Origin of the sequence: Paenibacillus xylaniclasticus (assembly GCF_004001065.1) — a bacterium.
Classification (GTDB): Bacteria; Bacillota; Bacilli; order Paenibacillales; family Paenibacillaceae; genus Paenibacillus_T; species Paenibacillus_T xylaniclasticus.
The window spans coordinates 22,506-47,898 of record NZ_BIML01000002.1 but is presented as its reverse complement, the minus strand read 5'-3'; the positions used below and the strand labels follow the sequence as shown (position 1 = coordinate 47,898).

Annotated in this window: 23 protein-coding genes; 20 read left to right on the top strand and 3 right to left on the bottom strand. The window is 49.0% G+C overall.

All coding sequences use genetic code 11. The features are described from left to right. Positions 1–145: 145 nt before the first annotated feature. Genes PXY01_RS02005 through PXY01_RS01950 form a run of 12 tightly spaced genes read left to right on the top strand, consistent with a single transcriptional unit; the run spans position 146 to position 12,133 of the window. Positions 146–688, top strand: coding sequence for a hypothetical protein (locus PXY01_RS02005; protein WP_127566765.1), 543 nt, complete (start codon positions 146–148; stop codon positions 686–688). Between the two features lie 15 nt (positions 689–703). Continuing rightward, positions 704–970: an acyl carrier protein gene (locus PXY01_RS02000; RefSeq protein WP_307719362.1), complete on the top strand. Its 267-nt coding sequence runs from the start codon at positions 704–706 to the stop codon at positions 968–970. Continuing rightward, positions 967–1,218, top strand: coding sequence for an acyl carrier protein (locus PXY01_RS01995; RefSeq protein ID WP_127566761.1), 252 nt, complete (start codon positions 967–969; stop codon positions 1,216–1,218). The genes PXY01_RS02000 and PXY01_RS01995 overlap by 4 nt, the downstream gene beginning before the upstream one ends. Before the next feature lie 48 nt (positions 1,219–1,266). Further along, on the top strand, positions 1,267–2,433 hold the full coding sequence (locus PXY01_RS01990) for a beta-ketoacyl-[acyl-carrier-protein] synthase family protein (RefSeq protein ID WP_127566759.1): 1,167 nt from the start codon (positions 1,267–1,269) through the stop codon (positions 2,431–2,433). 15 nt (positions 2,434–2,448) lie between these two features. After that, positions 2,449–3,321, top strand: coding sequence for a hypothetical protein (locus PXY01_RS01985; RefSeq protein ID WP_127566757.1), 873 nt, complete (start codon positions 2,449–2,451; stop codon positions 3,319–3,321). Then, a complete protein-coding gene (locus PXY01_RS01980; RefSeq protein ID WP_164744278.1) occupies positions 3,284–6,043 on the top strand; it encodes an AMP-binding protein in 2,760 nt (919 codons plus the stop codon). Before PXY01_RS01985 ends, PXY01_RS01980 begins: the two co-directional genes overlap by 38 nt. Further along, entirely contained in the window at positions 6,040–8,394 is a 2,355-nt protein-coding gene (locus PXY01_RS01975; RefSeq protein ID WP_218028202.1) for a PEP/pyruvate-binding domain-containing protein, read from the top strand. Before PXY01_RS01980 ends, PXY01_RS01975 begins: the two co-directional genes overlap by 4 nt. Next, complete coding sequence (locus tag PXY01_RS01970; RefSeq protein ID WP_127566753.1) at positions 8,391–8,996, top strand: gamma-glutamyl-gamma-aminobutyrate hydrolase family protein; 606 nt, start codon at positions 8,391–8,393, stop codon at positions 8,994–8,996. Before PXY01_RS01975 ends, PXY01_RS01970 begins: the two co-directional genes overlap by 4 nt. A 30-nt stretch (positions 8,997–9,026) precedes the next feature. Next, complete coding sequence (locus PXY01_RS01965; RefSeq protein ID WP_218028201.1) at positions 9,027–9,800, top strand: class I SAM-dependent methyltransferase; 774 nt, start codon at positions 9,027–9,029, stop codon at positions 9,798–9,800. Further along, positions 9,779–10,528 (top strand): phosphocholine cytidylyltransferase family protein, encoded by a 750-nt coding sequence (locus PXY01_RS01960; protein WP_127566751.1) that lies wholly within the window; start codon positions 9,779–9,781, stop codon positions 10,526–10,528. The genes PXY01_RS01965 and PXY01_RS01960 overlap by 22 nt, the downstream gene beginning before the upstream one ends. Before the next feature lie 30 nt (positions 10,529–10,558). After that, positions 10,559–11,590: a hypothetical protein gene (locus PXY01_RS01955; protein WP_127566749.1), complete on the top strand. Its 1,032-nt coding sequence runs from the start codon at positions 10,559–10,561 to the stop codon at positions 11,588–11,590. A gap of 18 nt (positions 11,591–11,608) precedes the next feature. After that, the gene (locus PXY01_RS01950) at positions 11,609–12,133 is read left to right on the top strand and encodes an adenylyl-sulfate kinase (protein ID WP_127566747.1); all 525 of its coding nucleotides are present in this window, start codon (positions 11,609–11,611) and stop codon (positions 12,131–12,133) included. A gap of 63 nt (positions 12,134–12,196) precedes the next feature. On the opposite strand, the gene PXY01_RS01945 is transcribed toward PXY01_RS01950, so the two are convergent. Both PXY01_RS01945 and PXY01_RS01940 read right to left on the bottom strand, forming a co-directional pair. Beyond that, positions 12,197–14,665 (bottom strand): glycoside hydrolase family 94 protein, encoded by a 2,469-nt coding sequence (locus PXY01_RS01945; RefSeq protein ID WP_127566745.1) that lies wholly within the window; start codon positions 14,663–14,665, stop codon positions 12,197–12,199. 100 nt (positions 14,666–14,765) lie between these two features. Further along, complete coding sequence (locus PXY01_RS01940) at positions 14,766–15,818, bottom strand: LacI family DNA-binding transcriptional regulator (RefSeq protein ID WP_127566743.1); 1,053 nt, start codon at positions 15,816–15,818, stop codon at positions 14,766–14,768. 225 nt (positions 15,819–16,043) lie between these two features. Between PXY01_RS01940 and PXY01_RS01935 the strand changes: the two genes are divergently transcribed. From PXY01_RS01935 to PXY01_RS01910, 6 genes are all read left to right on the top strand, one after another. After that, the gene (locus PXY01_RS01935; RefSeq protein WP_127566741.1) at positions 16,044–16,463 is read left to right on the top strand and encodes a VOC family protein; all 420 of its coding nucleotides are present in this window, start codon (positions 16,044–16,046) and stop codon (positions 16,461–16,463) included. Positions 16,464–16,670: 207 nt separating this feature from the next. Continuing rightward, entirely contained in the window at positions 16,671–17,627 is a 957-nt protein-coding gene (locus PXY01_RS01930; protein ID WP_127566739.1) for an ATP-binding protein, read from the top strand. Between the two features lie 36 nt (positions 17,628–17,663). After that, complete coding sequence (locus PXY01_RS01925; protein WP_127566737.1) at positions 17,664–18,527, top strand: tetratricopeptide repeat protein; 864 nt, start codon at positions 17,664–17,666, stop codon at positions 18,525–18,527. A gap of 91 nt (positions 18,528–18,618) precedes the next feature. Beyond that, complete coding sequence (locus tag PXY01_RS01920; protein WP_127566735.1) at positions 18,619–18,927, top strand: hypothetical protein; 309 nt, start codon at positions 18,619–18,621, stop codon at positions 18,925–18,927. Between the two features lie 149 nt (positions 18,928–19,076). Beyond that, complete coding sequence (locus tag PXY01_RS01915) at positions 19,077–20,114, top strand: YeeE/YedE family protein (RefSeq protein WP_127567343.1); 1,038 nt, start codon at positions 19,077–19,079, stop codon at positions 20,112–20,114. A 34-nt stretch (positions 20,115–20,148) separates the two neighbouring features. Beyond that, the gene (locus PXY01_RS01910; RefSeq protein WP_127566733.1) at positions 20,149–20,373 is read left to right on the top strand and encodes a sulfurtransferase TusA family protein; all 225 of its coding nucleotides are present in this window, start codon (positions 20,149–20,151) and stop codon (positions 20,371–20,373) included. 68 nt (positions 20,374–20,441) lie between these two features. Here the strand turns inward: PXY01_RS01910 and PXY01_RS01905 are convergent, their stop codons facing one another. Next, positions 20,442–23,918, bottom strand: coding sequence for a glycoside hydrolase family 2 TIM barrel-domain containing protein (locus PXY01_RS01905; RefSeq protein ID WP_127566731.1), 3,477 nt, complete (start codon positions 23,916–23,918; stop codon positions 20,442–20,444). Between the two features lie 214 nt (positions 23,919–24,132). Between PXY01_RS01905 and PXY01_RS01900 the strand changes: the two genes are divergently transcribed. Continuing rightward, positions 24,133–24,666, top strand: a complete 534-nt coding sequence (locus tag PXY01_RS01900) for a hypothetical protein (RefSeq protein WP_127566729.1) — start codon at positions 24,133–24,135, stop codon at positions 24,664–24,666. Then, positions 24,650–25,393 carry an extracellular solute-binding protein gene (locus PXY01_RS01895; protein ID WP_127566727.1) on the top strand — a complete coding sequence of 248 codons (744 nt, stop codon included), beginning with the start codon at positions 24,650–24,652 and terminating at the stop codon, positions 25,391–25,393. Before PXY01_RS01900 ends, PXY01_RS01895 begins: the two co-directional genes overlap by 17 nt.

Here is a 25,393-nt window from a genome sequence, read left to right as displayed (position 1 = left end):
CATCGTGACCATCGTATCATCTTTGTTTTATTTTAACAATATTATGCTACAGGAAATGTATTTGGACATAAAACCAATCTTGACAATCTTGATGCATCAAATATACGATCTAACCAAGTCGGAATGAAAGGGGGGGGAAATAGCGTTGGAGGAAGAGATTAATCGATTAAAGAGGATTATTCTTCAGTTGTTATTGACGTCTGAGAATCGAACTACCGATCTGCTGGAGATGATAGCGTCGGATTCGATGAGAGCGGTGGTCGTAAAGCAGGAGCATTCCGGACAGACCTATGAACTAAGGGAATCTTACTTGATCGCAGAGCGTAATTGGACAATTGTGTCGCAAAATCTAGTCATTTTATATCCCGAACGAATACCTGAGTCGATCTACCGTCGCATCACGATGAACGGTGAAGGAATTGGTCATGTTCTACGTGAATCTGAGGTGCCGAACCGGCGTAAGCTGCTCGCTTATGGCTGGCGCGATACGAATGAGGTCGTCGATTTATTTCACAAGCCTTACCGTTTAAAATTTCAAGCAAATCCTCAAACTCCGTTCAAGGAATATACGATTTCTTTCTCGGACCAACGAACCGCTATTCATATTTTGGAATACTTCAATCCAGAGATCATTATGTTACCCACACACTTCGACCCGACTGTCTGTTATGAATCGAGAGCTGATTAAAGGAGCTGAACGACCATTCTTACGAAACAGGAGTTAATTCAGGAGCTTGTTCAAATAATTACGACAAGCTTGAACATGCCTCTGCCAGAAGAACCCGTTACAGAGCATACGCCGCTCGGTGAGGGGGGTATAGGGCTTGACTCGATCAAAATTATTGAACTGGTTGTCAGGCTGGAGACGAATTTTGGTGTCACAGTGCCTGACGAACAATTGAAGCAAATATACGACTACTCAATCGGCCAGCTATCCGAACTGATTGCTACTAAGGCAGGTACACCATGATAGCAGGACAACAAATCACCAAGGAGTCGATTGCAGCTCTGCTGCGTGAACGTAAGCTGTATGGCGCAATAGATGATCAGATGGGCTTCGATACACCTATTTTGCTCGATTCCTTGTCGCTTGTTTGGTTTGTGGAAGGTCTTGAGCAGCGGTTCAGAATTGAGTTGGAGCTTGAGGATGCCGACTATAGCAAATTTGGTTCGGTTAACGAAATTTATGCGCTGTTAAGCGAGAAGGGCGTCGTATAGTCCATTCAATGACAGCAGCATGAATCTTCACAACAAGGGGGGAGAACCATGTCCGCTCGAGTCGTCGTAACCGGAATCGGCATGATGACGCCGGCAGGCTTCGGGGAAGAGACCGTGAAGCAAACGATTTTGGCAGGCGTGCATCAATTCCGCGACATTACCCGTTTCGACGGATCTAAGTTTCGGTCAGCGATTGCGGCGCAATCCACATTTGAAGGAACGTTACTTGACCTTGGCAGACGCTGTATGGAAGATGCTATTCGCTCCGCTGGCTTGTCCGAGATCGGTCTTGCAGAAGCATCGCTCGTTCTGGGCATTCAAGGTGATTACGATGCGCTAAGCCGTTACTGGAAAGCGAAGATGGAGCAGGAAATGTATGATTCGCGAATTGTTGAGTTTATGCCGTCTTATCATTTGGAAGCGCTATCAAATCACTACGGAATCGCTAAGCGCGGCTCAAAAATGGTTCTAAACAACGCATGCATTGCATCGAGCAACGCGATCGGTATTGCGTTCGAGCTTATTAAGCAAAAGCGTACAGATAGAGTGATATGCGGCGGGTACTCTCTCGTAACAGAGGAGATGTTCGCGAAGTTCGCTTCGGGACGCGCTTTTGCAACAGATGGTCGTATCCGATCTTTCTCCCGTAATCGTACAGGGATGCTGCTGGGGGACGGAGGTGCCGTGCTTGTTCTTGAAAGCTATGAATCCGCAAAGCGCAGACAAGCGCCAATTTATGCGGAGGTGGCCGGCTGGGGATTAGCTTGTGATGCATTTCACGTCAGTCAGCCTCACCCGGAGGGGGCTGGTGTTAGACGCGCGATCGAGAAGGCGCTGCGTACATCGTCAATCGATAAAGAACAGATTCAATATATTAACGCGCATGGCACGGGAACGCCTTATAACGATAAGAGCGAAACGTGCGGCATTAAGCAGGCGTTCGGAGATACCGCCTACCGTATACCGGTGTCGTCGACGAAGACGATGACCGGTCACATTCTGGAAGGAACAGGAGTTGTCGAGGCAGCTATTTCGATTGTTGCCATGAACGAGGGTGTTATTCCGCCAACGGTCGGTTATGAGGAGCCGGACCCGCAGTGCGACCTTGACTACGTTCCTAATGTTCCAAGACAGCAGCAGATCGATACTGTTATGAGCATTAATGCTTCGTTCGGCGGTAACAACACAGCTATTATTTTACGAAAACTGAAATAAGGGACGGTGCCCTGCATGCTAGTCATTACGTCTATGTCTTGCATAGGCCCATGGGGAGAAACGATCGAATCGTTCGTCGAATATTGCAAAAGTCAGACTCAGGGCAACAATTCCACCTTGCCTGAGGATAGACATGCGAATATTCCGCCGGTACCCGGCTTTATCGAATCGTCATTTAACCCGCTGGTGTACCGCACGATTCAATACTATGCAGAGAACGATAGGATACGTGACAGGAGTAAGCTTGCGATCATACTTGGCAGCACTTTCGGCGATACAGCGACAGCTGATCTTGCAAGCCGAAATTTGTTGTCCGGTCGATTACGCAATCCGCTGCTGTTCTACCAATCTGTACCTAACTCCATCCTTGGTTATGCATCAAGTCAGTATCAAATGACCGAAATGTTCACATGCATCACGTATAGCGGTGGCGCGGCTGCAGCGCTGTTAGAGATGGCTGAGCTCTATTTGGCCATGCCGGAAGTCGAACAAGTGCTAGTCATTGGCGTCGAGACGCAAAGCGAACGAGCTGATGAAATGTATATGAATTTGACGACAAGCGCTGAGCTGACAAAATCGATGGATAACGTTGTATCGCTAATGCTGGAGAATGGATTAACTGAACAAGCCTATGCAGAGCGTGCCGGTTCTATTTGGGTGCGGGAGATCACGCGGACAGAAGCGAGCGAGAACCATCTAGAATTGGAGGATGTCGTATCATGTCCAATTCGTGTGATTGGAAATGAAGGTCTGCTTAACATCGTACTGGCTGCAGAACAGCTAAATCGGCAGGATGCTCCAGACGGCAGCAGCTGTACTGTTCTAGATGATACCTTCGGAGGTGATCAATATGCCATTACACTTGTCAGAGGGGCTCACGTTATATGACCGGCTGCTGAATCTTTCGGATCCGGCCCGCATCGCTCTTAAAGGCAAATACGCACTATCATATGCGGAGCTTGAGGAAGCGATCGAAACTCGAAGGCTGTACCTGGAGAGGGAGGGCGTAAAGAAGGGAAGTCTAGTCGCGCTCAGGGTGAGCAATTCATTTACGTACATTTTTCTACTGTATGCTATTTGGAAGCAGGGTGCACAGGCTATGCTGATCGACCCAAGGCTTAAGCCTGCGGAAGCTTCGGCCCTGCTTGATGCCTATCAGCCTAATTATTATGTGTTCTCCGCTTCTCAGTCCGTCACTACTGCTGTATTTCAAGAAGAGGTAGACGTTGAAATAAAGGAGTATTGTGCCGAGACAGTCCATCGGCCCGAGCAGGTACTTGTCCTATTCACCTCAGGCTCCACAGGTCTTCCGAAAGCGATCGGTCGAACGGTCGAGGATCTTGTGTGGGATATGCTCAAGCTGACGAATGAGCCGCTGTTATCGGCAGATGACCGAGTACTCGGATTGACCCCCCTTAGCCATACGTACGGATTACTGAATGCAATGCTGCAAACGTTGTTAGTAGGAGCCACCCTACATTTCGCGCCAAGCAATCAGAGCAGGCACATTTTACATACGCTTCGGGAGGAACGGATTACGGTCATGTATGGCGTTCCGTTTCATTATCGGCTGCTGGCTGATGCGATCGATGAGGAGCCGCTGCCTTGCCTGAAGCATGCGATATCGGCAGGCGAAGCGCTGGATATGCAAGTGCATGAACGATTTTATGCCAAATACGGCGTCTCGATCGGTCAGCAGTACGGAATGAGCGAGACGGGTGTTCTTTCTATGGACTGGAATGGTCGCTCTCCAGAAAGCGTCGGTGAAGTACTCCCCGGCGTGCAGCTTTCAATTATTGAAGGGGAAATAAGAGTGAAGCTCGCTGCATCTCCGTATATCGGAGACCAGGGAAGCGATCGGTATGTAGACGGATGGTTTCGCACGAACGATGCAGGCAGTATCGACGCGAGCAATCGTGTGTCCGTTCATGGCCGAATCGATACGATGGTCTCGATCGGCGGACTGAAAGTGAATATGATGGAAGTGGAGGCAGTCATTAAGCAGCATCCGGGTGTGTTGGATGTCCTTGTCTGTTCTTCGGATGATAAATATGGATTAGAAGCTTATGTTCAACAGAATGACGTGATTTCAGAGCTTGTGCTGCGCGATTGGTGCAGGGAACGGATGGCGGATTACAAGGTGCCGAGATCGTTTTACTATGTTCAGGAAATTCCGCACACCTCGACTGGCAAAATCGACCGATCGCCTGATGCCCGTCTGAAGCTTCGGGAGCAGTGGCTTACAGACGCACTTCTCCAACAGCCGGAGCATGCCGGATTGTTAATCCAGTTAGCTGGAGTACTCGAGCGGAGAGAGCGGTGGCTTGAGGCGAATGACCTGTACCTCAGAGCGATGCGGGCGGCCTCGAACGAGCAGGAGCGCATGCAGGCCGAAGCTGGTGTTCAGCGGATGAGAGAGCTTCTTGTAGCAAGACCTCCTTCGCTAATGGAGTGTGCCAAGTCGCTGAATAAGGTCGTTAGTGTGTATTGTTACGGCAGGAGCGGAACCCATCTAGTAAAAAGCCTGTTAGATGAACATCCGGACATTATTCTGACGATGCTGGACGGAACCCGTATTTTCGAGCTCTGGAACGAAAGGGTGAACCGTAATGACGGCCCCTTTGATGTAGATGCACTGATCGACAGCATATTTGAAACATTCAAGGAGCTGTTCAACGAAGGACAAGTCTATGAGGAGCCGAAGATGAACGGAATGTGCTCACTCGGCGAAAACCGGGATGAGCTGTATACACTTGATAGAGAGCAGTTCAAACAATATTTTTCTCAGATTGTAGCCGCCGGAGACAAGCCGGACATGAAGCTGTTCTACCAAGCAGTTCAGCTGTCGGCCGCTTATTCACTTGGTCGAACCTACGATTGGCTGGAGGGAATACCGACCATTGTTGAAGGCGGTATTCATTTCGGTACACGGGTGGAAGAGACAAAGCGGCTGATCGAGCTGTTCCCTAAGACGCTGCTATTGCATGTCGTTCGGAACCCGGTCATTGCATTCGCTTCCGCTCTCAAGTTCCAGCTCGCATCCGGGCAGGCGAATTTGTACAATTTGAGCTTCCAGCTCGTTTCGCTCTTCCAGCCTGTACCCGCCGAAGTAGAGTGGACGAGCCGCACAGCAGTAATGAAGCTGGAGGATCTGCATACGAAGCCGCAGGCGACGCTGGAGCTGCTGTGTGCTATGCTCGGCATCCGCTGGCACGACTCGCTGCTTCACAGTACGTTTGGCGGCAAAAAGTGGTGGAACACATTAACCTCCGCTCTCGTGTCTGGGTTTAATACGAAGACTATTTCGAATTCGTACGACGAGCTGCTCTCTTCCTTCGATAAATTCAGGCTGGAGAGCATGCTGCGGGTGAAGTACCAGGTATGGGGCTATGACAGCCATGATTATGACAATGACGAGCAATTGATGGAAATGCTGAAGCTGCCGTTCAAGTTCGAATCGCTGTGGAGCAATGATGAGAAGGAGCGGGCGTCTAACCGGGCGATGATCCATCGTTTATTAACGAAGCTGCTGCGAGAAGAACGGACTCGAGATACGGAAGGCCGTCCGGATTATGAGGTGCGTCTGCTTTCTCCAGGAGGAGGGCGATGATGTCTGTTCAGTTCGGAACGAAGGCGGAAACGCTCGAAAGGCTCGAGGGCTTGATTTCGAATGCGACGGTACTTCCACAGTATCGTTTTGAAGTGAAGCAGTGGCGCACGAACCGGCAGTCCGTCCTTCAGCCGCTTATGCTCCGTTCATGGCTGACCATTCCGCTTATCGTTAGAAGCAGCGCTATCGGTGAGGATGCTGTTCATTCTTCAATGGCTGGTCGATATGTATCTGTCCTTAACGTGCAAGGGGCGGCGGAGCTGGAACAGGCGGTCGAACAGGTGCTGGCCTCCTATTCAGGGACTGATTCAAGCGATCAAATTTTCATACAGCCGATGCTGTCTAATATTATGTTAAGCGGTGTCGCCTTCAGCGTTGATCCGAACTCCGGCGGCCAATATATCGTCATCAATTATGACGACACGACCGGTTCCACCTCATCTGTTACATCTGGCACGACCAATCAATTGAAAACGTATTATTATTTCAAAAGCGCTAAGCGGCCAGCCATGAAACCTCTTGATTGCGTTGTAGCACTTGTAATGGAGCTGGAGGGGCTGCTTCACACTGATAAGCTGGATATCGAATTCGCGCTGGATAGCTCCGGCAGCCTCTATCTGCTCCAAGTAAGGCCGCTAATCGTCACGCAGCCGTTAGCTTCCGTGAGCAGACAGGAAGCGATTTTGCAGCGCATCTATGAGAAAGTGAAGCTTGCGCAGACTAGGAAGCCTTACCTGTACGGGGAACGTACTGTATATGGCGTCATGCCTGATTGGAATCCGGCCGAAATTATCGGCATTCGCCCTAGACCTCTTGCTCTGTCTCTGTATAAGGAGCTTGTAACCGACAGCATTTGGGCTTATCAACGCAGCAACTACGGTTACAAGAACGTCCGGAGCTTTCCGCTTCTTATGAATTTTTGCGGTATTCCTTATATCGACGTACGAGTCAGCTTTAACTCATTCGTTCCTGAAGAACTCGATGATTCATTAAGCGACAAGCTGCTGAACTATTATTTGGATAAGCTGACGGCGGAGCCTCACTACCATGATAAGGTTGAGTTTGAAATATTGTTTTCTTGCTTTACATTCGACTTGGAGGAACGTGTTAAGTCCCTGCATCAGCATGGGTTCACGAAAGAAGAAACCGATGAGCTGTGCAAAAGCTTAAAGCAATTGACGAACCATATCATCTCGGTCGAAAATGGCTTGTTAATGAAGGACTTGGCCAAAATCGATCAGCTGGATGCCAAACGACAGCAAATATTAGACAGCCCACTTGATATAGTCTCGCGTATATATTGGCTGCTCGAGGATTGCAAACGCTACGGTACACTGCCGTTCGCTGGCCTTGCGCGAGGTGGATTCGTGGCGGTTCAGATGCTTCGTTCGTTGATTGCAACAGGCATTCTGAATGAACACGATTATAACAATTATATGAGCTCGCTTGAGACGGTAAGCTCGAGCATTAGTGCAGATCTGTCTAGACTTGCTCCGGATGAATTTCTGGCACGGTATGGCCATCTTCGCCCCGGCACTTATGATATCCGATCCGCCCGGTACGATGAGGCGCCGGAACGTTATTTCGATTTCCAAGCAACCCAAGCCCGATCGGAGGCGGCTCCGTCCTATGACGAGAAACTGTCTTTCTCGCTCACGCTGAAGCAATACGACCGAATCAAGCAGCTGCTTGTTCATCACGAGCTGCTGGACGGAGATGTATTGACCTTATTTTCCTTCTTTAAGCTTGCAATTGAAGGCCGTGAATACTCTAAATTTGTATTCACGAAGAGCTTAAGCGAAGCACTTCGGCTGTTTGGACAGCTGGCCGCGGAGCTCGGCTTTACGGTTGATGATGCTTCTTATGCGGATATTCGGATTATTAAGCAGGCCTATGAATCGGAATGCGACTTGCTCGAGCTTATGACGGAGAGCATTATGACAGGAAAAAAACGATATGCAGACACTCTGCAACTGACGCTACCTCCGTTAATGATGGACCCAGAGGATGTGTGGTGCTTCAGTCTGCCAGAGCAGGAGCCGAATTATGTAACGATGAAAAGCGTAACAGCTCCGGTCGTCCTCGTTGATAAGCTGGACAGCCGTCAGCGTCTTGATCGCTGCATCGTACTCATTGAAAGCGCTGATCCGGGTTATGATTGGATTTTTACCCATCAGCTAGCCGGATTTATTACGATGTTCGGTGGAGCGAACTCCCATATGGCTATTCGAGCGGGGGAGATGTCCATACCAGCTGTTATTGGTGTCGGAGAATCGTTGTTTCGACAATATAGCAGAGCAAAGGTGCTGGCTATTGATTGCGCAGGTAAGAAAGTGAGCGTGGTGCAATGAAGCTAATTGCAATCACACAGCGGGTCGATGAAATAGCGGCATACGGGGAGCGGAGGGATGCGCTCGATCAGCAGTGGATTGAGCTGCTGGCAAGCTGCGGGCTGACACCGCTCATTCTGCCTAACCGTCTGCCAGTTGTCCAACAGCTGCTCTGGAGTGTGCCAATTGATGGCATTGTACTTACCGGAGGCAATGATCTGGTCAAATATGGAGGCAATGCCCCGGAGCGTGACGAGGTAGAGAAGCATTTGATTTCTTATGCAATCGACCATCGGATTCCGCTACTAGGTGTATGCCGAGGCATGCAAATGATACAAGATTACTTTAGTGTTCCATTAGTTGAGGTTGAAGGGCATATTGCATCCATACATACGATCAAGAGCGCAAGGGGCTGTGCTAAACGCAATAGCTTTCATCGGTTCGGAGCGCGTCATTCCGTGAAAGAGCTGATCGTTCTGGCGACTTCGGAGGATGGCGTTATTGAAGCGGTTGAGCACAGGACGACTAAGCTGAGAGGCATTATGTGGCACCCTGAACGGGCTAATGGCGGTGGTCTCGAGGATCGCCAGTGGATTCGCGATTGGTTATGGAATGGGCGATAAAAGATTCTTACATTAATTAGGAGGGGAATAATGAAGATGAAGCATGGAGATTTTACAGCGCTTGCAAAGCAATACGTGAACCGTCCCGGCTATTCCGAAGAGGTTCTGAATGCGCTTATAGCTTATACGGGAGCGAATCAATGGAACGGCGGTCTTGTTGCTGACGTAGGAGCAGGGACTGGTAAGCTGACCGAAATGCTGGCGGAGCTTGGGCTGCAAGGATATGCGGTGGAGCCAAACGACGCGATGCGGGGAGAAGCAATTCGTTTAAACCATACAACCGATAAATTTCAATGGATGAAGGGCTTCGCGGAAAATACGGGGCTGAAAGACAATGCAGTGAAGTGGGTATTTATGGCTTCCTCATTTCATTGGACCGATAAGAAGGCTGCATTGAACGAATTTCATCGGATATTGGATGAGGGAGGCCATTTCACGGCTCTTTGGAATCCACGGGATATTGCTCGGAGCGAGCAGCATCTGCATATCGAAAGCATTATTAAGCATTATGTGCCAGATTTGAAGAGGGTATCTTCTGGCTCTAATACGAATATGTCTGGAGTTGAAGAAGATCTGGTTCAGACCGGTCAATTCGGTCGATTAATCTTTATGGAAGCGCCGCATACGGTTCAAATGACGAAGGAGCGGTATATGAATGCATGGCGGTCTGTTAATGATATTCAAGTTCAAGCCGGCCCGGAACGATTCGAACAAATATTGACCGAGATCGACCGTTTCCTTGGCGATATCGAGACGATAGATGTGCCTTACAAGACGCGGGCATGGACCGTTCAAGCGCTATGAGAGCTATTCTATTGGCGGCTGGCAGAGGAAGCAGGCTCGGGAGCCTCACAGCAGAGGTCCCGAAATGTATGGTCTCACTAGCGGGTCGAACGCTGCTTAGTCGGCAGATAGAGGTGATTCGGCAAAGTGGTATCGACATGATTGGGATCGTTCGCGGGTATAAGGCAGAGCAAATAGAAGTGCCAGGAGCGGTGTATTTTCACAATGAAGAATGGAGCTCCACGAATATGCTTGTAAGTCTTATGCAAGCGAACTCATGGCTGAAAGAAGAGCGCTGCTTCGTCAGTTATTCAGATATTGTATATGGAGTAGATGCTATTGAAGCGCTGCAAAACACGGAGGAGCCCATCATTATTCCTTATAACGTGAACTGGCTGCCGTTATGGCAGGCCCGATTCGTAGATCCGCTGTCTGACGCTGAGACGTTCCGTGTCGATTCCTACGGCTATGTGACTGAGATTGGCGGCAAGCCATCGAGCGTCGAAGAAATACAGGGACAATATATGGGCCTACTAATGCTGTCACCTGAAGGATGGCGGACAATTGAGCATTTGACCGGCAAGCTGGACAAGGCTGACGTGCGGCGAATGGATATGACGGGTTTAATATCGGCGCTAGTGAACAATGGTGTACCTGTTCGAGCCATTCCTTATGAAGGGCCATGGCTTGAGGTAGATAGCGAGAGTGACTTGCGGTTATATGAGCAGCACTATTCGCATGTCTTATAAGATCAGCGGGTCTAGATTGGAGGGTGTTCAATGAAGCTCGCGTTCACTCCATATAACGAGAATAGGGTCGATTGCTATTGGAACAATGTGTTCGGGATCATGATGACCCGAAATCCGTCGTTCCGTATCCTCGTTCCGCTAGTTAGCTCCCGGTATGAGATGCCCATCGCAGATCAGAGCCGTATGTCAGAAGAACAGTTTCAACATTGGCAAAACAACGGGCTGCTGCTTCCGCATGTCAGAAAGTGGTTTCCGGATAAAATCTTTCAACAATATATGAAAGCGATCGATATCCCGGTTTCCGTAAACACAGATATCATGGATACTATCAAACAATATATACGCGAAGGAATTTATTGCTTTGTAAGGCTGAATAGATTCCATCTATCCATATGCCCGGAGTTTGGAAAAGAAGAGCTTGTACATCCGATTATGATTTACGGATTTGATGAGGACCGAAAGGTTGTCCATCTTATTGAAGATTGCTCATCACGATTCGAATCGTATGAGGTAAGTTATCATGAGATTGAAGCCTCCTATGAGTCGATCGCTGCAGAAGAGAAGTTAGCGCTAGGCATACAGGTTTTAAGTGATCGGTTAAGTGAGCATGTACCTGTCGAAACAATACTCCAGAATATTGAAGTACAACTAAACAGCGAGTCTGTTGTGCAAGACAACATCACGTATATTAAAGGGTTCGAAGCGGTCAAGCAATATCGGCATCGCTTTCATGAAGCGGCAGCGCGTGTTACGGTAGCAGATACCAACGTACATAACCGTCTGTCAACGCCGGTATTCTATCAACAACGCAACCTTATGCTAGTGGAATATTTGATGAATGTCGGTATTCTGTTAGAGAGGGACGGCAAGGAGCTGCTTAATCATTTCACGAAGCTTCACCAAACGTGGGGACTCATTCGTTCGAAGCTGCTCATCTATATCATGATGGAGACAAAACCGGAGGCGGCGCAATATTTTGTGAGGATGGATGAGTATATTGCGGAATGTCTGCAAGAGGAGCTTCTGTTGGAACAGATGGTCAATCATTTGAGGTATGCTTAAGTAAGCGGAGGTGAGATAATGGGCCGTGCTGGAACCGTATATTGGATTACCGGACTTTCCGGATCAGGTAAGACGACAATTGGCTCATTACTGCGCGATCGGCTGAAAGAGCGGGGGCGGTCGGTCGTCCTGCTGGATGGTGACGCCTTGCGTGAAGCATTCGGCAATGATCTTGGGTATACGGAGGAAGAACGCAGGCGAAGTGCGATGCGCAATGCGAGATTGTGCCTTCTGTTGTCAGAACAAGGCATCGACGTCGTTTGCGCTACCATCTCGATGTTTCATGCTTGTCGGGAATGGAATCGTCAACATATGGAGTTCTACCGGGAAATTTATTTACGTGTCTCATTAGATACTTTAATTAAGCGTAACCAGAAAGGATTGTACTTTGAGGCTTTAAACGGAGGCAACCAAGAAGTGGCGGGCATAACGATGGTGATTGAGGAGCCGCGGGAGCCGCATCTTGTTGTAGACAACGAAGGGGGATTGACTCCGGAGCAAATCGTAAGTCAAATCCTTGAGTTAGATCTGGAATCATGCTAATGGTAGACAAAAAAGCGGCAGACCAGCATGTGAGTGCTGAATCTGCCGCTTTGTAATCACAGCTTAATGGCTGCCTACGGCTCCAGATGGAACCGATTGGCCAAGTGCAACTTCGATCAAGTGCTCGCCGCCGTCGCCGACGACCGGCACAACATTGTTAGCAAGCAACTCACCGTTCAGTTTAATGCTCTTCACGCCTTTGCTAACATGATCTTCGTTCGTAATGACGATACGATAAGTGTCACCGCGGAAGACGCGTTTGATTTCGAGACGGCTCCAGTCTTTCGGAATACAAGGGTCGATACGCAAGCCGTCGAAATCAGGCTGTACGCCAAGAATAGCTTGCGTAATCGCGACATAGTTCCAAGCCGCCGTACCTGTCAGCCACGAGTTTTTCGCTTCACCGTGACGAACGGCGTCTTTGCCAGCGATCATTTGTGCGTATACGTAAGGCTCCATCCGGTGAATCTCACTAATGTCCTCTAGATATGCTGGCGCAATCTTCTTGTACAGCTCGAATGCACGGTCGCCGCGGCCAAGGACCGTCTCCGCCATCATGATCCAAGGATTGTTATGGCAGAAAATACCGCCGTTCTCCTTATAGCCTGGTGGATAAGAGGAGATCTCACCCAGATTCAAATAGTATTGTGAGTAAGTCGGCTGCTGCAGAACGATTCCATAATCGGTCTCCAGATGCTTCTGTACCGAGTCGAGCGCTTTGAGTGCATAGCCTTCTTGGACACCGATGCCAGCCATTACACAGAAGCCTTGCGGCTCAATGAAAATTTTTCCTTCCTCATTCTCGTTGCTGCCTACTTTGTTGCCAAAGTGGTCGTAAGCGCGCAGGAACCATTCGCCGTCAAAACCATACCGAAGCGTCGTCTCACGCATCCGGTCGATTTGCGCTTGCGCTTCAACTGCTTCTGCTTCAAGACCGCGTCGCTTGCACAGCTCCACGTAATCCGGGCCGACATAGACGAACAAGCCCGCGATGAACACCGATTCTGCTACGCGGCCTTCAATGTTCTGCGTCGTCTGGAACGATTCGCCCGGCTCCTTGGAGAAGCAGTTCAGATTCAAGCAGTCATTCCAGTCGGCGCGGCCGATTAGCGGCAAACCGTGCGGTCCAAGATTATGAATGACATGATAGAACGAACGCTTCAAATGCTCGAACAGTGTCGCGGTATTGTCTGGATTGCAGTCGAACGGAACTTGCTCGTCAAGAATCGAAATGTCACCTGTTTCCTTAATATAAGCGGATGTACCGAGAATGAGCCACAATGGATCGTCGTTGAAGCCGCTGCCGATCTCATTATTGCCTTTCTTCGTAAGCGGCTGATATTGGTGGTACGCCGAGCCGTCTTCGAATTGAGTGGAGGCGATGTCGATAATCCGTTCGCGGGCACGTTCCGGAATTTGATGCACGAAGCCGAGCAAATCTTGGTTCGAGTCGCGGAAGCCCATGCCACGGCCGATTCCGGATTCGAAATAGGAAGCGGAACGAGACATATTGAAGGTGACCATGCATTGATACGGATTCCAGATGTTAACCATCCGGTCGAGCTTCTCGTCTCCACTCTCGACGGAGTATTTGCTCAGCAGACGATCCCAGTATGCCGCAAGCTCAGCCATCGCTTGTTCGACATCTGCTTTGGTCGCGAATTGGTTGATCATATCATAGGCACGCGTTTTGTTAATGACGCCTGGAGCTGCCCATTTCTCTTCCTCCGGATTCTCAACATAGCCGAGAATGAAGTTGTAGGACACTTCTTCACCAGGCGCAAGAGTAATGTTGAGCTGATGCGAGCCGATTGGCGACCAGCCGCTTGCATGCGAGTTGGATGCTTGACCCTGCGTGACAACCTGTGGTGCATCGAACCCGTTGTAAGCACCAAGGAACGATTCCCGGTCTGTGTCGAATCCGTCAATCGGAGCATTAACCGAGAAGAATGCGAAGTGGTCGCGGCGCTCACGGTATTCCGTTTTATGGTACACGACCGAGTTCTCGATCTCGACTTCACCCGTACTCAGGTTGCGTTGGAAGTTCGTCATATCGTCATTGGCATTCCATAAGCAGAATTCAACGAATGAGAACAGCTTCACGGACTTTGTTGCCTTCGATTTGTTACTAATCGTAAGCTGATGCACCTCACCCGTATATCCGAGAGGAACGAATGCAAGCTGCGTAACGCTAAGCCCGTTGCGTTCGCCCGTAATGGACGTGTAGCCAAGGCCATGGCGGCATTCATAACGGTCCAGCTTCCGCTTGACTGGCATCCAGCCTGGCGTCCAAATATCTCCTTCATCGTGGATATAGTAATAACGTCCGCCGTTATCAATCGGAATGTTGTTGTAGCGGTAACGCGTCAGACGGCGCAGACGAGCGTCACGGTAGAAGCAGTAGCCGCCAGCTGTATTGGAGATCAGACCGAAGAAGGTTTCATTGCCCAGATAGTTAATCCATGGGTAAGGCGTCTGTGGTGTTGTAATGACATATTCTTTGTTAGCATCATCGAAATAACCGAATTTCATCTTGAAATGAGCTCCTCTCCATAACAGAAGTGTAAATGACGATACATCTAACTAACGCGCGTTAGCGAACGTCAAATAAAGAGTGAACCGTGGGGTAGGTTCACAAACGCTTGCATGAATCTCGGATGATGAGTTCCGTAGGAAAGCTTGATGAGTTGAAAATCTTCGTGCCTTGTGTGCACATGCTGACGATTTGATTGACCGCTTCCTTGGACATGTCGTAAATCGGCAATCGGACGGTGCTTAGGCTCGGTATAAATTGGGATGAGATCGGAATATCGTCGAAGCCGATAACGGATATGTCGTCAGGAACGCTTAAGCCGTTATCGCGGATCGCTTGTATGGCGGATAATGCCATGTCATCATTCGCAGCGAATATGGCAGTAGGCATTCGTTCTCGATCCTGGCTCAGCATCCGATAGACCTCTTCGTAAGCAGCCGCTTTCAGAAATTTACCATCCAGAATATCGCTGTCCTCATATGGCAATCCAAATTCGTTCATCATCGCTTCGTAAGCGAGAAACCGTTGGCGTCCGGAGAGCGTGTTCATTCTTCCGCGAATATGTGCGATCCGGCGATGGCCGAGTTGAATCAGATAGCGCATTGCTTCACATGCGCCATGGTAATCGTCGGAATTAATGACGGATAGCGTCTCCCGGTTGTGTGAATGCTCGGCAATTTCATCGAGCTCGAAGTCGATCATAACGAACGGTTTGCCTAATCGGCATATTTCTGCGATTCGGTCGGAATCCTTCTGTGTGCCGACAATGATGCCGCCGTCGATGCGGCGCTGCTGGAAAGCTTGTTTAATCTTCAAATAATCGTCCTGCATATACACGGTATGTACGAGCACATAGAAGCCGGCGGCGTTCGCCGTATCGATGACCGTGTCTACGATCGGCGCGAAGTAATGGTTCTGGTAAATGCGGTTGCCAGTATGCCGCTCGTCCATGCTGACAACGAACAGACCGATCGTATCCGTCCCTTTGCCTGCGAGTGCGCGGGCGGAAGTATTCGGTTCGTAATGGTACTGTTCGATGATTCGCAGCACTTTGTCCCGGGTCCGTTGTGGGATATCCGGATAGTTGTTCAAAACACGGGATACAGTGCTGCGAGATACACCTGCCAGCTTGGCAATATCCTCGCTTCGCATGGCTAACTCCCTTTCTGAACGCGCGTTAGTTCCATTGTATCCTAGAAAAGGATGGCGTTCAATGCTATTTTAAACGAAAAAGCTGCAGCTGGGAAATATTTTTCAAGTGTAGAGTTTAGGTATTAACCGATATATATCCAAGCTATAATAAAGAAGGGTGCCCAAATTTTGGGTAAGTGGGTTAGCGGTGCAGCTGTATCATACTAAATCCGAGGAGTGTATGTAATGTCTGTCGATGTTTATATGAATTTTAATGGGAATTGTCGTGAAGCGGTCGAATTCTATGCATATGTGTTTGAGACAGGTACCCCGAACATTATGACATTCGGCGAAGCGCCGCCTCATCCTGATCATCCTCTTACAGAGGAATCGAAAAATCTTGTGATGCATGCGCGCATCGAAGTAGAGGGCAGCACGTTGATGTTCTCAGACGTATTCCCAGGCATGCCGTTCACGATAGGCAGCAACATTACACTTGCTTTCGTGACAGTCAGCGAAGATAAAGCTCGCACCGTCTTCAAACGGTTGTCAGACGGCGGTAAAGTGGAAATGGAGCTGCAGGAAACGTTCTGGAGCAAGCTATACGGTCAGGTTACGGATAAATTTGGAACTATTTGGCAAGTAAATCTTGACAGTGGCGGTTAATGGGTTGCAACGCATTAATGAATTAGAGAAGCATTTAGGGTGAATGGAATACCTGGCTGGAGCGAATAAGCTGTTCAGAAGCTTAGATTATAGACTTCTGAACAGCTTCTTTTGTTGGAATCTTCATTCACTAGTAGCCTTAGGTAATGGAGTTGACGCATAATAGGAATAAGTATAAGAAAAATTAGAAGAATAGGAGTGAGATGCATGTCTGACTTTGACGAACTGGCGGACAAGCGGCGGAGAAATTTGAAGCTTATTCATTTTAATAGAGACGACCAATCGCTCGTGGAGTCGGATAAGCCGAAGGAGACATTCGCGGATGTCGGCGGTCTGGAGGAAGTCAAGAAGAAAATTCGGATGAGCTTTATACTGCCGCTGAAGCAGCCGGAGCTGTTCGCCGCTTTCGGCAAAGAGGCTGGTGGAAGTCTGCTGCTGTACGGCCCACCTGGCTGCGGCAAAACGTTTCTTGCTCGCGCTGTAGCAGGTGAGATTGATGCTAACTTCTTGCATATTGAGCTGCAGTCGATTTTGTCCATGTGGTCGGGACAGAGCGAGCATAATCTTCATGATATATTCGAGAAAGCGCGTCAAAGTAAGCCATGCGTTATCTTTATTGATGAGCTGGATGCGATGGGCGGAAGCCGTCACCAGATGCTGCAGCACCATGATCGAATGCTCGTGAACCAGCTGCTGTTGGAATTAGACGGCTTGCAATCGAACAATGACAACGTGTTCGTGATCGGTGCGACGAATACACCGTGGTATCTAGATTCCGCACTTCGTCGTCCAGGCCGATTTAATCATTTGGTGTTCGTGCCGCCTCCGGAGCAGTCGGAGCGTGAAACGATTCTTCATTTGAAGCTCGCAGGCAAGCCGGTGGATGACCTGAATTTGAGTAAAATCGCGGCTGCTACAGCTATGTTCTCCGGCGCAGATTTGGAGCAGATCGTCCAGGATGCGGTGGAGGCAGCACTAGAGCGAACGTTCGAATCGGGCGAGATTCAGCCGATTACACAGGATGATTTGCGCAAAGCAGCGAAATCCCGTAAAGCGACGACGCTCGATTGGTTCGCGACCGCACGAAATTACGCGACCTTCAGCGACGTGAACCAAGACTATCAGGTCGTACTAGAATATATTAAAAAGCATGGAGTGAAGTAGCAGCGTTACGGGAGTACAAGGAGGAGAAGACTAGACGTGAACCGTTCCTACGGCAACTCGTTCCAAAATATTTATCAGCTTATTTCATGGCATCGTTATAAGGAAGCGCTTAAGGAAGCGGAAGAGCTGCTGCGCGTGGAGCCGGAGGACCCGGATGTTTATGCGCTTATTGCACAAATTTATTGCATCATGGACGAGTACGATAAAGCTATGCATTGGGTGAGCGAATCGATGAAGCGGGACCCGGATAATCGATTGGCTTGGTTCGTGCGAGTCGGTGTCTATTATGAGACGAACGATATGAAGGCGTTTCTAGAAGCGCTTCCGATGGCGCAGCGTATTGATCCATACGAGGGACAATACTATTTTTTGCATGCTAATGTTTTGAGCAAGAATGGAAAGCTGGAAGAAGCGAGAGAGCAGCTGAATCATGCACTGGAGCTGGAACCGGAATCGCCAATTTTCCTAGCGATGATGAGTTATTTAGAGGCGTTGCTAGGAGACCTGGTTGAAAGCAGACGACTTGATCGGCAGGCGCTTCAATATGATTCTGAAGTGCCCCAGGCGCTGCTCTATTTGGGCTGGGCAGCAGGTGCCAGGGGGGATTATAAGCTGCAGGAGACGTACATGGGGATGGCCGTCCGTCTGAAACCGGATGAGAAGCAGTACCGAGATGAGTATTTGGAAACGTTGCAGCAAGGACATCCTCTGTATCGCATCGTGCTGTGGCCTGTCAAATTTTTGCGCCGGTTGAAGCCATGGCAAATCTTACTTTCATGGATTTTAGCTTGGGCGCTGTTTAAGCCGCTTGTTGTGATATTCATTGTGGTGTACATTTTCACTCACTGGATGACAAAGGCAATTGTACATGTGCGGGTGTTCGGATGGAGACGCTCGTAAAATGGCTGCCTGAATTGAAAGCTGATTGAAGCACGATCAGCTTCTTTGCTATAGATGGAACTGTACACAAATGATGAATCGAGGTTAGGATATGAGCCGTACTGCTGCATTATGTATTCTTATTATCTCGCAATTTATATATGTATTGCTGCTTGTTGTATGGCTGGTTATGACCGCGATGTCCGCCATGCTGTTCGATTCACCTCAAGCTGAACGCCAGGCGGCACCTTGGCTTATTCTTGTCTATATTCTACTGTATCCGGTTGGTGTTATTGTATCTATTGTTCTAGGTTGGGTCAAATTTGCCTCCGGTCAATATAAGCAGCTGTTAATTTGGAACGCTATTCCGCTTATATGGATCGTTCCTTTTGTTGTATTAATGGTGTACGCGTTTTCTTAAACCCCGCATATTGACATCTGGTGATGATCAGCAGATGTTCCACGATTTGCAGGTTGACCCCTCTGTCTAGTCTGATAGAATTGCTAGTAGACAATTTCTATTAGATTACTAGGAAATTGACAGGGAGGGAATAGAAATTGACGACTTCAATGATCGTTACCGGTCTGCTTTGCGGTGCACTGCTCGGCTTTGTGATGCAAAGAGGCCGTTTTTGTTTGACGGGCGGCTTTCGGGATATGTATTTGGCGAAAGATAACCGGATGTTCTACGCACTGCTGATTGCTATCACTGTCCAAAGCATCGGCGTCTTTGCACTTATTAAATTGGATTATATCCAATATGACGCAGGCCAATTCCAATGGCTTGCCTCGATATTCGGTTCTTTCATATTCGGTATCGGAATTATACTGGCAGGCGGATGCGCAACCGGTACTTGGTATCGGGCGGGCGAAGGGTTGATCGGCAGTTGGATTGCTCTCGCAGGCTATATGCTGATGGCAGCCATTATGAAATCGGGTCCGCTTCATAAGCTGAACACAAGCCTTGCCGACTATACAACGGAGTATAACTCCATCGCGGACACGTTCGGTATGTCAGTATGGATTCTCATTGCATTGCTTACGGTCATAACAGCAATTGTAGTGATACGAACGATTCGCAAGCCGAAGCCGGTTATCCCTACGATGAAGCCGAAGCACAAAGGCTTGAATCACCTGTTGTTCGAGAAAAGATGGCATCCGTTCGTGACGGCCGTGCTCGTCGGCCTTATAGCCATCATGGCTTGGCCGCTTAGCGAAGCGACAGGACGTAACTTCGGCCTTGGTGTGACGACTCCTTCAGCGAATATTTTGCAATACCTAATAACCGGTGATGATGCGGTGCTTAATTGGGGTGTTTACCTTGTACTCGGTATTCTAGTCGGCTCGTTCATCGCTGCGAAGGCAAGCCGGGAATTTCGTTTCCGCGCTCCAGATGCGAAGACAGCTGTGCTCAGCTTCATCGGCGGTTTGTTGATGGGTTTCGGGGCAAGCTGGGCGGGCGGCTGTTCGATCGGTAACGGGCTTGTAATGACATCGATGATGACATGGCAGGGCTGGGTATCTCTACTCTTTATTATTTTGGGTACATGGACGGCTTCGTATTTCGTCTATGTCCGTCCGCGCCGTGCTCGTGCCGGCGTCAACTAATGAATCGAACATCACGAATTGGAGGACGATAGAGATGAAACAGAAGCTTGAAGTGCTTGGGATGGTATGCCCGTTCCCGCTCATTGAAGCGAAGGAAGCGATGGAGAAGCTCAGCAGCGGTGATGAGCTCATTATTGATTTCGATTGTACGCAGGCGACGGAGAGCATTCCGCGCTGGGCTGCTGAAGCTGGACATACGGTGACGAACTATGAGCAATTAGACGATGCATCTTGGACAATTACAGTACGAAAAAAATAACAACACAACGCCCGACTGTCATTATCGAGTGACGGCCGGGCGTTTATATTTAATGGATAGTAACTTTATTACATTCGAAATTGAAACGAATGGAAGTGGAAACGGCTGCCCGGCAAAAATACGAACGTTACGGTCTGACTTCCCGTTACCGGCTCAAGCACATATTCCCGTTCGCAATAGCCTTTGGAATAGCCGAATTCGACAAGCTGCTTCGAATCACCTTGTGGTCCGCTGAACTGAATATGAATCGTATTGTTGTCGATCGGAGATTGGCCGCAAATGGTTAGCTTCGTAGTGCCGATTTCACCAAAATCCATATCCTGGAACATGAGCGACACATTGTTGCCGATATTCTCTATAGAATCGCTGGTGATCGTAAACGTGTCGCCATAAATTTGATCGTTGTCGAGTGCCGACAACCGTTCGAACGCTTTCGCTATCGGCTTAAATTGTAAGCCTTTCAGATGGATAGTGTGGCGCAAGACGAGGGTAATCGATGTAACGCCCGATAACCGGCGCGGCAGTATATAGGTCTCCTCCTGATATACGTCCCATATGGTCGGTTTCTGGTAGGTAACCGTCGTAATGAGCGAAGCATTTGGCTGGTCTGGAATCCCTTCCCATATATCGATCGCAACTTCACCGGCATCGAGTGCGAAGATCGGCAGCGTTATTTCATTGGCGCCGTAGCTTCCGAAATCGATGCGGTCGAAGCAAATCCAGCTTTCCTTGTCTCGAGAAGTCGCAATGCCACGTTCGTTACCGTTCGTCAGGTTTCGGCTTGCACTGCTGTAATAGCCGGCTGAAATAAATTCGTAAGGATTGAGGAACGCTTGACCCAATCCGTCGATATGGCATTCCCTAAGTGAATAAAGGTCAATGGATTCCGCACCGTTCTTCGTTGCGCAGCGAATGTAGAAGTCGCCGTCTCCGAGTGCCGTAATGACCGCAGCATGTCCATCGGGCTGAAGCGAAGCGATGTTCGCATCGATGCCGGCTACATTCGTAATGCGCCAATGCACGTCCTGATGCGTTGCATTGTGCGGATGCAGCTTAACTTGGAATGGAAGCGACGGATGATCCTTTGACAGCTGATTGCCTTGCGGGCATACAATTTCAAGCTTCCGTACAGGGATCACATCGTGCGCTTGTACATGATCTTCGCTGCTGAACACAGGCTCGTGCAGCGATGCGTACGCATAAAGCGAATACGGCTCATCTGGATTGCAAGCCGCAGCAGGTGCGATGGCTTCAAGCTTGATCTCGCTTGCACCCAATCCTCGTGAGAAAGCACGTACCATAATCGTTCCGCTGTCTAGTGTACTCGCGATGATCGCAAGCAGCTTCCCGCTGAACATTCGGCGGTTACTGCCTTTATACGAGTCGTAATCAGTGCTGTCTCCGTTATCAAGACCAACTAATCGGCCGGGACCCTCGATCGACAGATGAATTCGGTTATTCGCATTCTCCACCGTATTGCCTTGTTCATCTAGAGCTGTAATCTCGATAAAAATAAGATCGGAGCCGTCAGCCGTAATCGTCTGTTTGTCCGGAACGAGCCGGATGGAGGTCGCATCGCCGAATGATCGCTGAACGTCTGTTGCAATAACGACGTCGTTCTCGTCATAGGCGACGGCGCGCAGTTCGCCAGGCGAATAAGGAATTTGCCATTCGCCAACGAGCTTCTGGCCGCGGACATGATCGATCAGAAACGTGCCCTGCGATTGTCCATTGAAGAACAGCTCGATCTTCGGCGCATTGGAGCAAACGCGCACATCGATCAGCTGACCCTCGGAGAAATCCCAATATGGGAAAATATGAACCATCGGGCTAACTTTATAATCGGTCCATTCTGCTTGATAAATGTAGAACGAGTCTTTCTTGAAGCCAGCCGTGTCGAGCTGGCCGAAATACGAATTTTTCGTATGATACGGCGTCGGTTCACCAATATAATCGAAGCCGGTCCATAGAAATTGGCCTAGCGAATATGCGGCATCGCGGTCAGAGATGATGCAGTGCTCCGTGCTGCGCGCCCCCCAGCTCGTCGAGCTGTTGCCTAGGGAAGAACATTGCTCGTCATCGTCAGCCAATACGGATTGGGCGAGAGGGAAGTGGTAAATGCCGCGGCTCTGCACCGTTGAGCACGTCTCACTGCCGTATATGATCCAGTCCGGATGCTCTTCATGGTGAAGATTGTAATATTTTTCTCCATAGTTATAACCGGCGAACTTCACGATATCGGCGCACTTCTGGGCGTTCTCCCATGGCATAAAGTTGGAGCCGATCGTGACGACCGCATTCGCTCTCGGATCGTGCTTCTGCACTTCCTCCATCAGCTCTCTCGTCAGTACTTGACCGCGCTCATCGGCATGCGTGTCGTAAATTTCGTTGCCGATACTCCACATCATGACGCTCGGGTGGTTCCGGTCTCGGCGCACCCAGCTTGCCACATCCCGCTGCCACCATTCTGGATAAAAGCGGGCATAGTCGTATGGCGTCTTCGGACGTTCCCACATATCGAAGCCTTCCGATACGATAAGCACGCCCATCTCATCGGCTAACTCCATCAGTTCGACGGCTGGCATGTTATGAGCCGTTCGGATCGCATTGACGCCCATTTCCTGCAGCAGCGTTATTTGCCGGCGAAGCGCCGTTTTATTGACCGCAGCGCCAAGGCTGCCTAAGTCATGGTGTTGGCAGACGCCATTGAGCTTAAGATGTCGACCATTCAGGAAAAATCCGCGTTGACTATCGTATTCGAAGGTGCGGAAGCCGAACGTCTGACGCTCCTGCTCCACGACAGAACCGTTCACAATCAGCTCTACCAATAGCTCATAACATGCAGGGTTATCGATATCCCAAATCGCAGGATTTAAAACTCGGAAAGAGCAATTTGCATTGACCGTACTGCCTGGTTGTACTTGAACGGCAGTCTCTTCTTCGGCAACTTTATGATTTGCTGCATCCGTAATCGTATATCGCAGGCTGTATAAGTTGCTCATTGCTTCATACTCTGCGAAAATGACCTCGGTATCGATCTCGACGTTCCATTCCTCGCCAAGCTTATTCGTGGAAATGTAGATGCCGTCCGCTGCAATGCGACTGGCTGGGGACGTCTTCAGCCACACCGGACGGTAGATGCCAGCCCCTGAATACCAGCGCGAGTTCGGAGATTCGTGTATTACTTGTACATAGATTTCATTACTGCCCTGGCGAATATATGGTGTGATATCGATCTCAAAGGTAGAATAGCCATATTTCCACGTTCCGGCCAATTGGCCGTTGACATAGTAATAGGAGTTCATGTATACGCCTTCAAAACGGAGCGACATATACTGGTCTTGCTTTAGCTCGTCTAGCTCCAGCGTCGTCTTGTACCAGCCTTGTCCGTTCTCATACAAGTTGTTAGAGTCATAGATCAGCCAATCGTGGGGGAGTGTAACGTGTTCCCATTCCCAATCTCCAGACGTTACCTCGTTCAGCGTCGTTCCTAAAGGCTGCTTCATAAATTGCCAGCCGTTGCTTAGCTTTCTCTTGCTGCTCATGCGTACGTACACTCCTTCTTCTTACCGTCGTCCACTTCTAGCGAGTTGACGGTGGACATTCGCTGCTCGTTCATATCATAACACATACAAGAACTTGTCGATAACTAACTAATACGTTTAGTAGGTTAAATCAAATAGACTGAGGGATTATTGATGTAGTAATATATCCCTTGTATATATATTATTGAAACTTTTGGGAGCTGATTACATAAAGATGTCTTTTATAAGGTTGTCTACTGCAGCTGTATGCTTCTTGCTTACAAGTGTTATAGCTTTAACCGCCGGCTGCTCTTCTTTAAGCTTCGACCAAGAAATTGCCTTGAAAGTGAAGATTTTGTATTGGGATAGAGCTACTTTCATGGAGAGGTACGGGAATTATTTTGCGATGGAATTTCCTAATGTTGAGCTTGATGTTGTGCCGTTGAACCAGATTTCTGGTGATAAAGGGCAACTGCACAAGCTCGTCCGTGAGGAGAATTTCGATTTGATTTTCCTGAAGGAGACATTCCAATACGATGATATCCTTCAGCAAAATCTGCTCTCTCCAATCGATTCCTTATTTAAGAACTATTCCGATTGGGTTCAGCCCGTGCTAGAGAAGTTTAAGCGTGAAGGGACGCTGTACGGTTATCCGATATCGTACTACGTAGATGCAGTATATATCAACCAAACTTGTTCGAGCAAAGCGGAGTTCCGCTTATGGATGAGACGACAGCCATCGATTGGGATGAATGGTTTCAGATCGTAAATCGTTTGGTTCTGATCCTGTTGGGGTTAGTTATAATGACAGTGCTGCAGCGTTTGCGCTCGTTCTTGGTACTTTGCAGGGGCTCACTTTCTATTCGCAGGACCGCGTCGTGCTAGCTACACCGGAATGGGAGTATCGATTCGAGCAAGTTCGGACTGCGTTCAAGAATGGAGCGATCCGAGCAGAGACAAGCCTTGACCCTTTCTTGGGTGATTCATTCGAGCAGGGAAAAGCAGCGATGAAGTTCGCGGACAGTAATTATTATCAATCGTTGGACATTAAAATGCGTATGAGTGCAAATCCGTTTAAGTGGACGGTCGCACCGATGCCTAATAATTCAACAAGCGGATCGGCGTCAGCCTCGATCTACCACGTGAACGAGATCGCAGCAATTTCTCATCAAGCGGGGAATAGGGAGGCAGCAGAGCAAGTATTAAAATTTATTGCGAGCGAGAAAATAGCGAAAATATTGCAGGAACGAGGAGAGTTGGCGACTCGTAATATTGAAGCGAACAATGAAAAAGTAAAGCGGTTCGCTATTCTATCGGATGCTCCATATGCGCCTGCTGCGAATAAAAGCTATGATGAACTTCTAGCTTCCATGCCGGAAGAAATGGCAGCAAAGTTTGCAAATGCCGCGACGGCTGTTATGAACGAGCTGCTCGTAAGCGATAAAGACACGATGGAGGGCTTGAAGGAGATTGAGGCAACGGTGAATGGAGAATAG

Coding starts and splice junctions, on each gene's coding strand:
- PXY01_RS01905 (WP_127566731.1), bottom strand. CDS start 23,918: ATGAGCAGCAAGAGAAAGCTAAGCAACGGCTGGCAATTTATGAAGCAG.
- PXY01_RS01995 (WP_127566761.1), top strand. CDS start 967: ATGATAGCAGGACAACAAATCACCAAGGAGTCGATTGCAGCTCTGCTG.
- PXY01_RS01950 (WP_127566747.1), top strand. CDS start 11,609: ATGGGCCGTGCTGGAACCGTATATTGGATTACCGGACTTTCCGGATCA.
- PXY01_RS01915 (WP_127567343.1), top strand. CDS start 19,077: ATGATCGTTACCGGTCTGCTTTGCGGTGCACTGCTCGGCTTTGTGATG.
- PXY01_RS01960 (WP_127566751.1), top strand. CDS start 9,779: ATGGACCGTTCAAGCGCTATGAGAGCTATTCTATTGGCGGCTGGCAGA.
- PXY01_RS01935 (WP_127566741.1), top strand. CDS start 16,044: ATGTCTGTCGATGTTTATATGAATTTTAATGGGAATTGTCGTGAAGCG.
- PXY01_RS01975 (WP_218028202.1), top strand. CDS start 6,040: ATGATGTCTGTTCAGTTCGGAACGAAGGCGGAAACGCTCGAAAGGCTC.
- PXY01_RS01970 (WP_127566753.1), top strand. CDS start 8,391: ATGAAGCTAATTGCAATCACACAGCGGGTCGATGAAATAGCGGCATAC.
- PXY01_RS01965 (WP_218028201.1), top strand. CDS start 9,027: ATGAAGATGAAGCATGGAGATTTTACAGCGCTTGCAAAGCAATACGTG.
- PXY01_RS01920 (WP_127566735.1), top strand. CDS start 18,619: ATGAGCCGTACTGCTGCATTATGTATTCTTATTATCTCGCAATTTATA.
- PXY01_RS01985 (WP_127566757.1), top strand. CDS start 2,449: ATGCTAGTCATTACGTCTATGTCTTGCATAGGCCCATGGGGAGAAACG.
- PXY01_RS01945 (WP_127566745.1), bottom strand. CDS start 14,665: ATGAAATTCGGTTATTTCGATGATGCTAACAAAGAATATGTCATTACA.
- PXY01_RS01980 (WP_164744278.1), top strand. CDS start 3,284: ATGCCATTACACTTGTCAGAGGGGCTCACGTTATATGACCGGCTGCTG.
- PXY01_RS01895 (WP_127566727.1), top strand. CDS start 24,650: ATGGTTTCAGATCGTAAATCGTTTGGTTCTGATCCTGTTGGGGTTAGT.
- PXY01_RS01910 (WP_127566733.1), top strand. CDS start 20,149: ATGAAACAGAAGCTTGAAGTGCTTGGGATGGTATGCCCGTTCCCGCTC.
- PXY01_RS01990 (WP_127566759.1), top strand. CDS start 1,267: ATGTCCGCTCGAGTCGTCGTAACCGGAATCGGCATGATGACGCCGGCA.
- PXY01_RS01940 (WP_127566743.1), bottom strand. CDS start 15,818: ATGCGAAGCGAGGATATTGCCAAGCTGGCAGGTGTATCTCGCAGCACT.
- PXY01_RS01930 (WP_127566739.1), top strand. CDS start 16,671: ATGTCTGACTTTGACGAACTGGCGGACAAGCGGCGGAGAAATTTGAAG.
- PXY01_RS01900 (WP_127566729.1), top strand. CDS start 24,133: ATGTCTTTTATAAGGTTGTCTACTGCAGCTGTATGCTTCTTGCTTACA.
- PXY01_RS01955 (WP_127566749.1), top strand. CDS start 10,559: ATGAAGCTCGCGTTCACTCCATATAACGAGAATAGGGTCGATTGCTAT.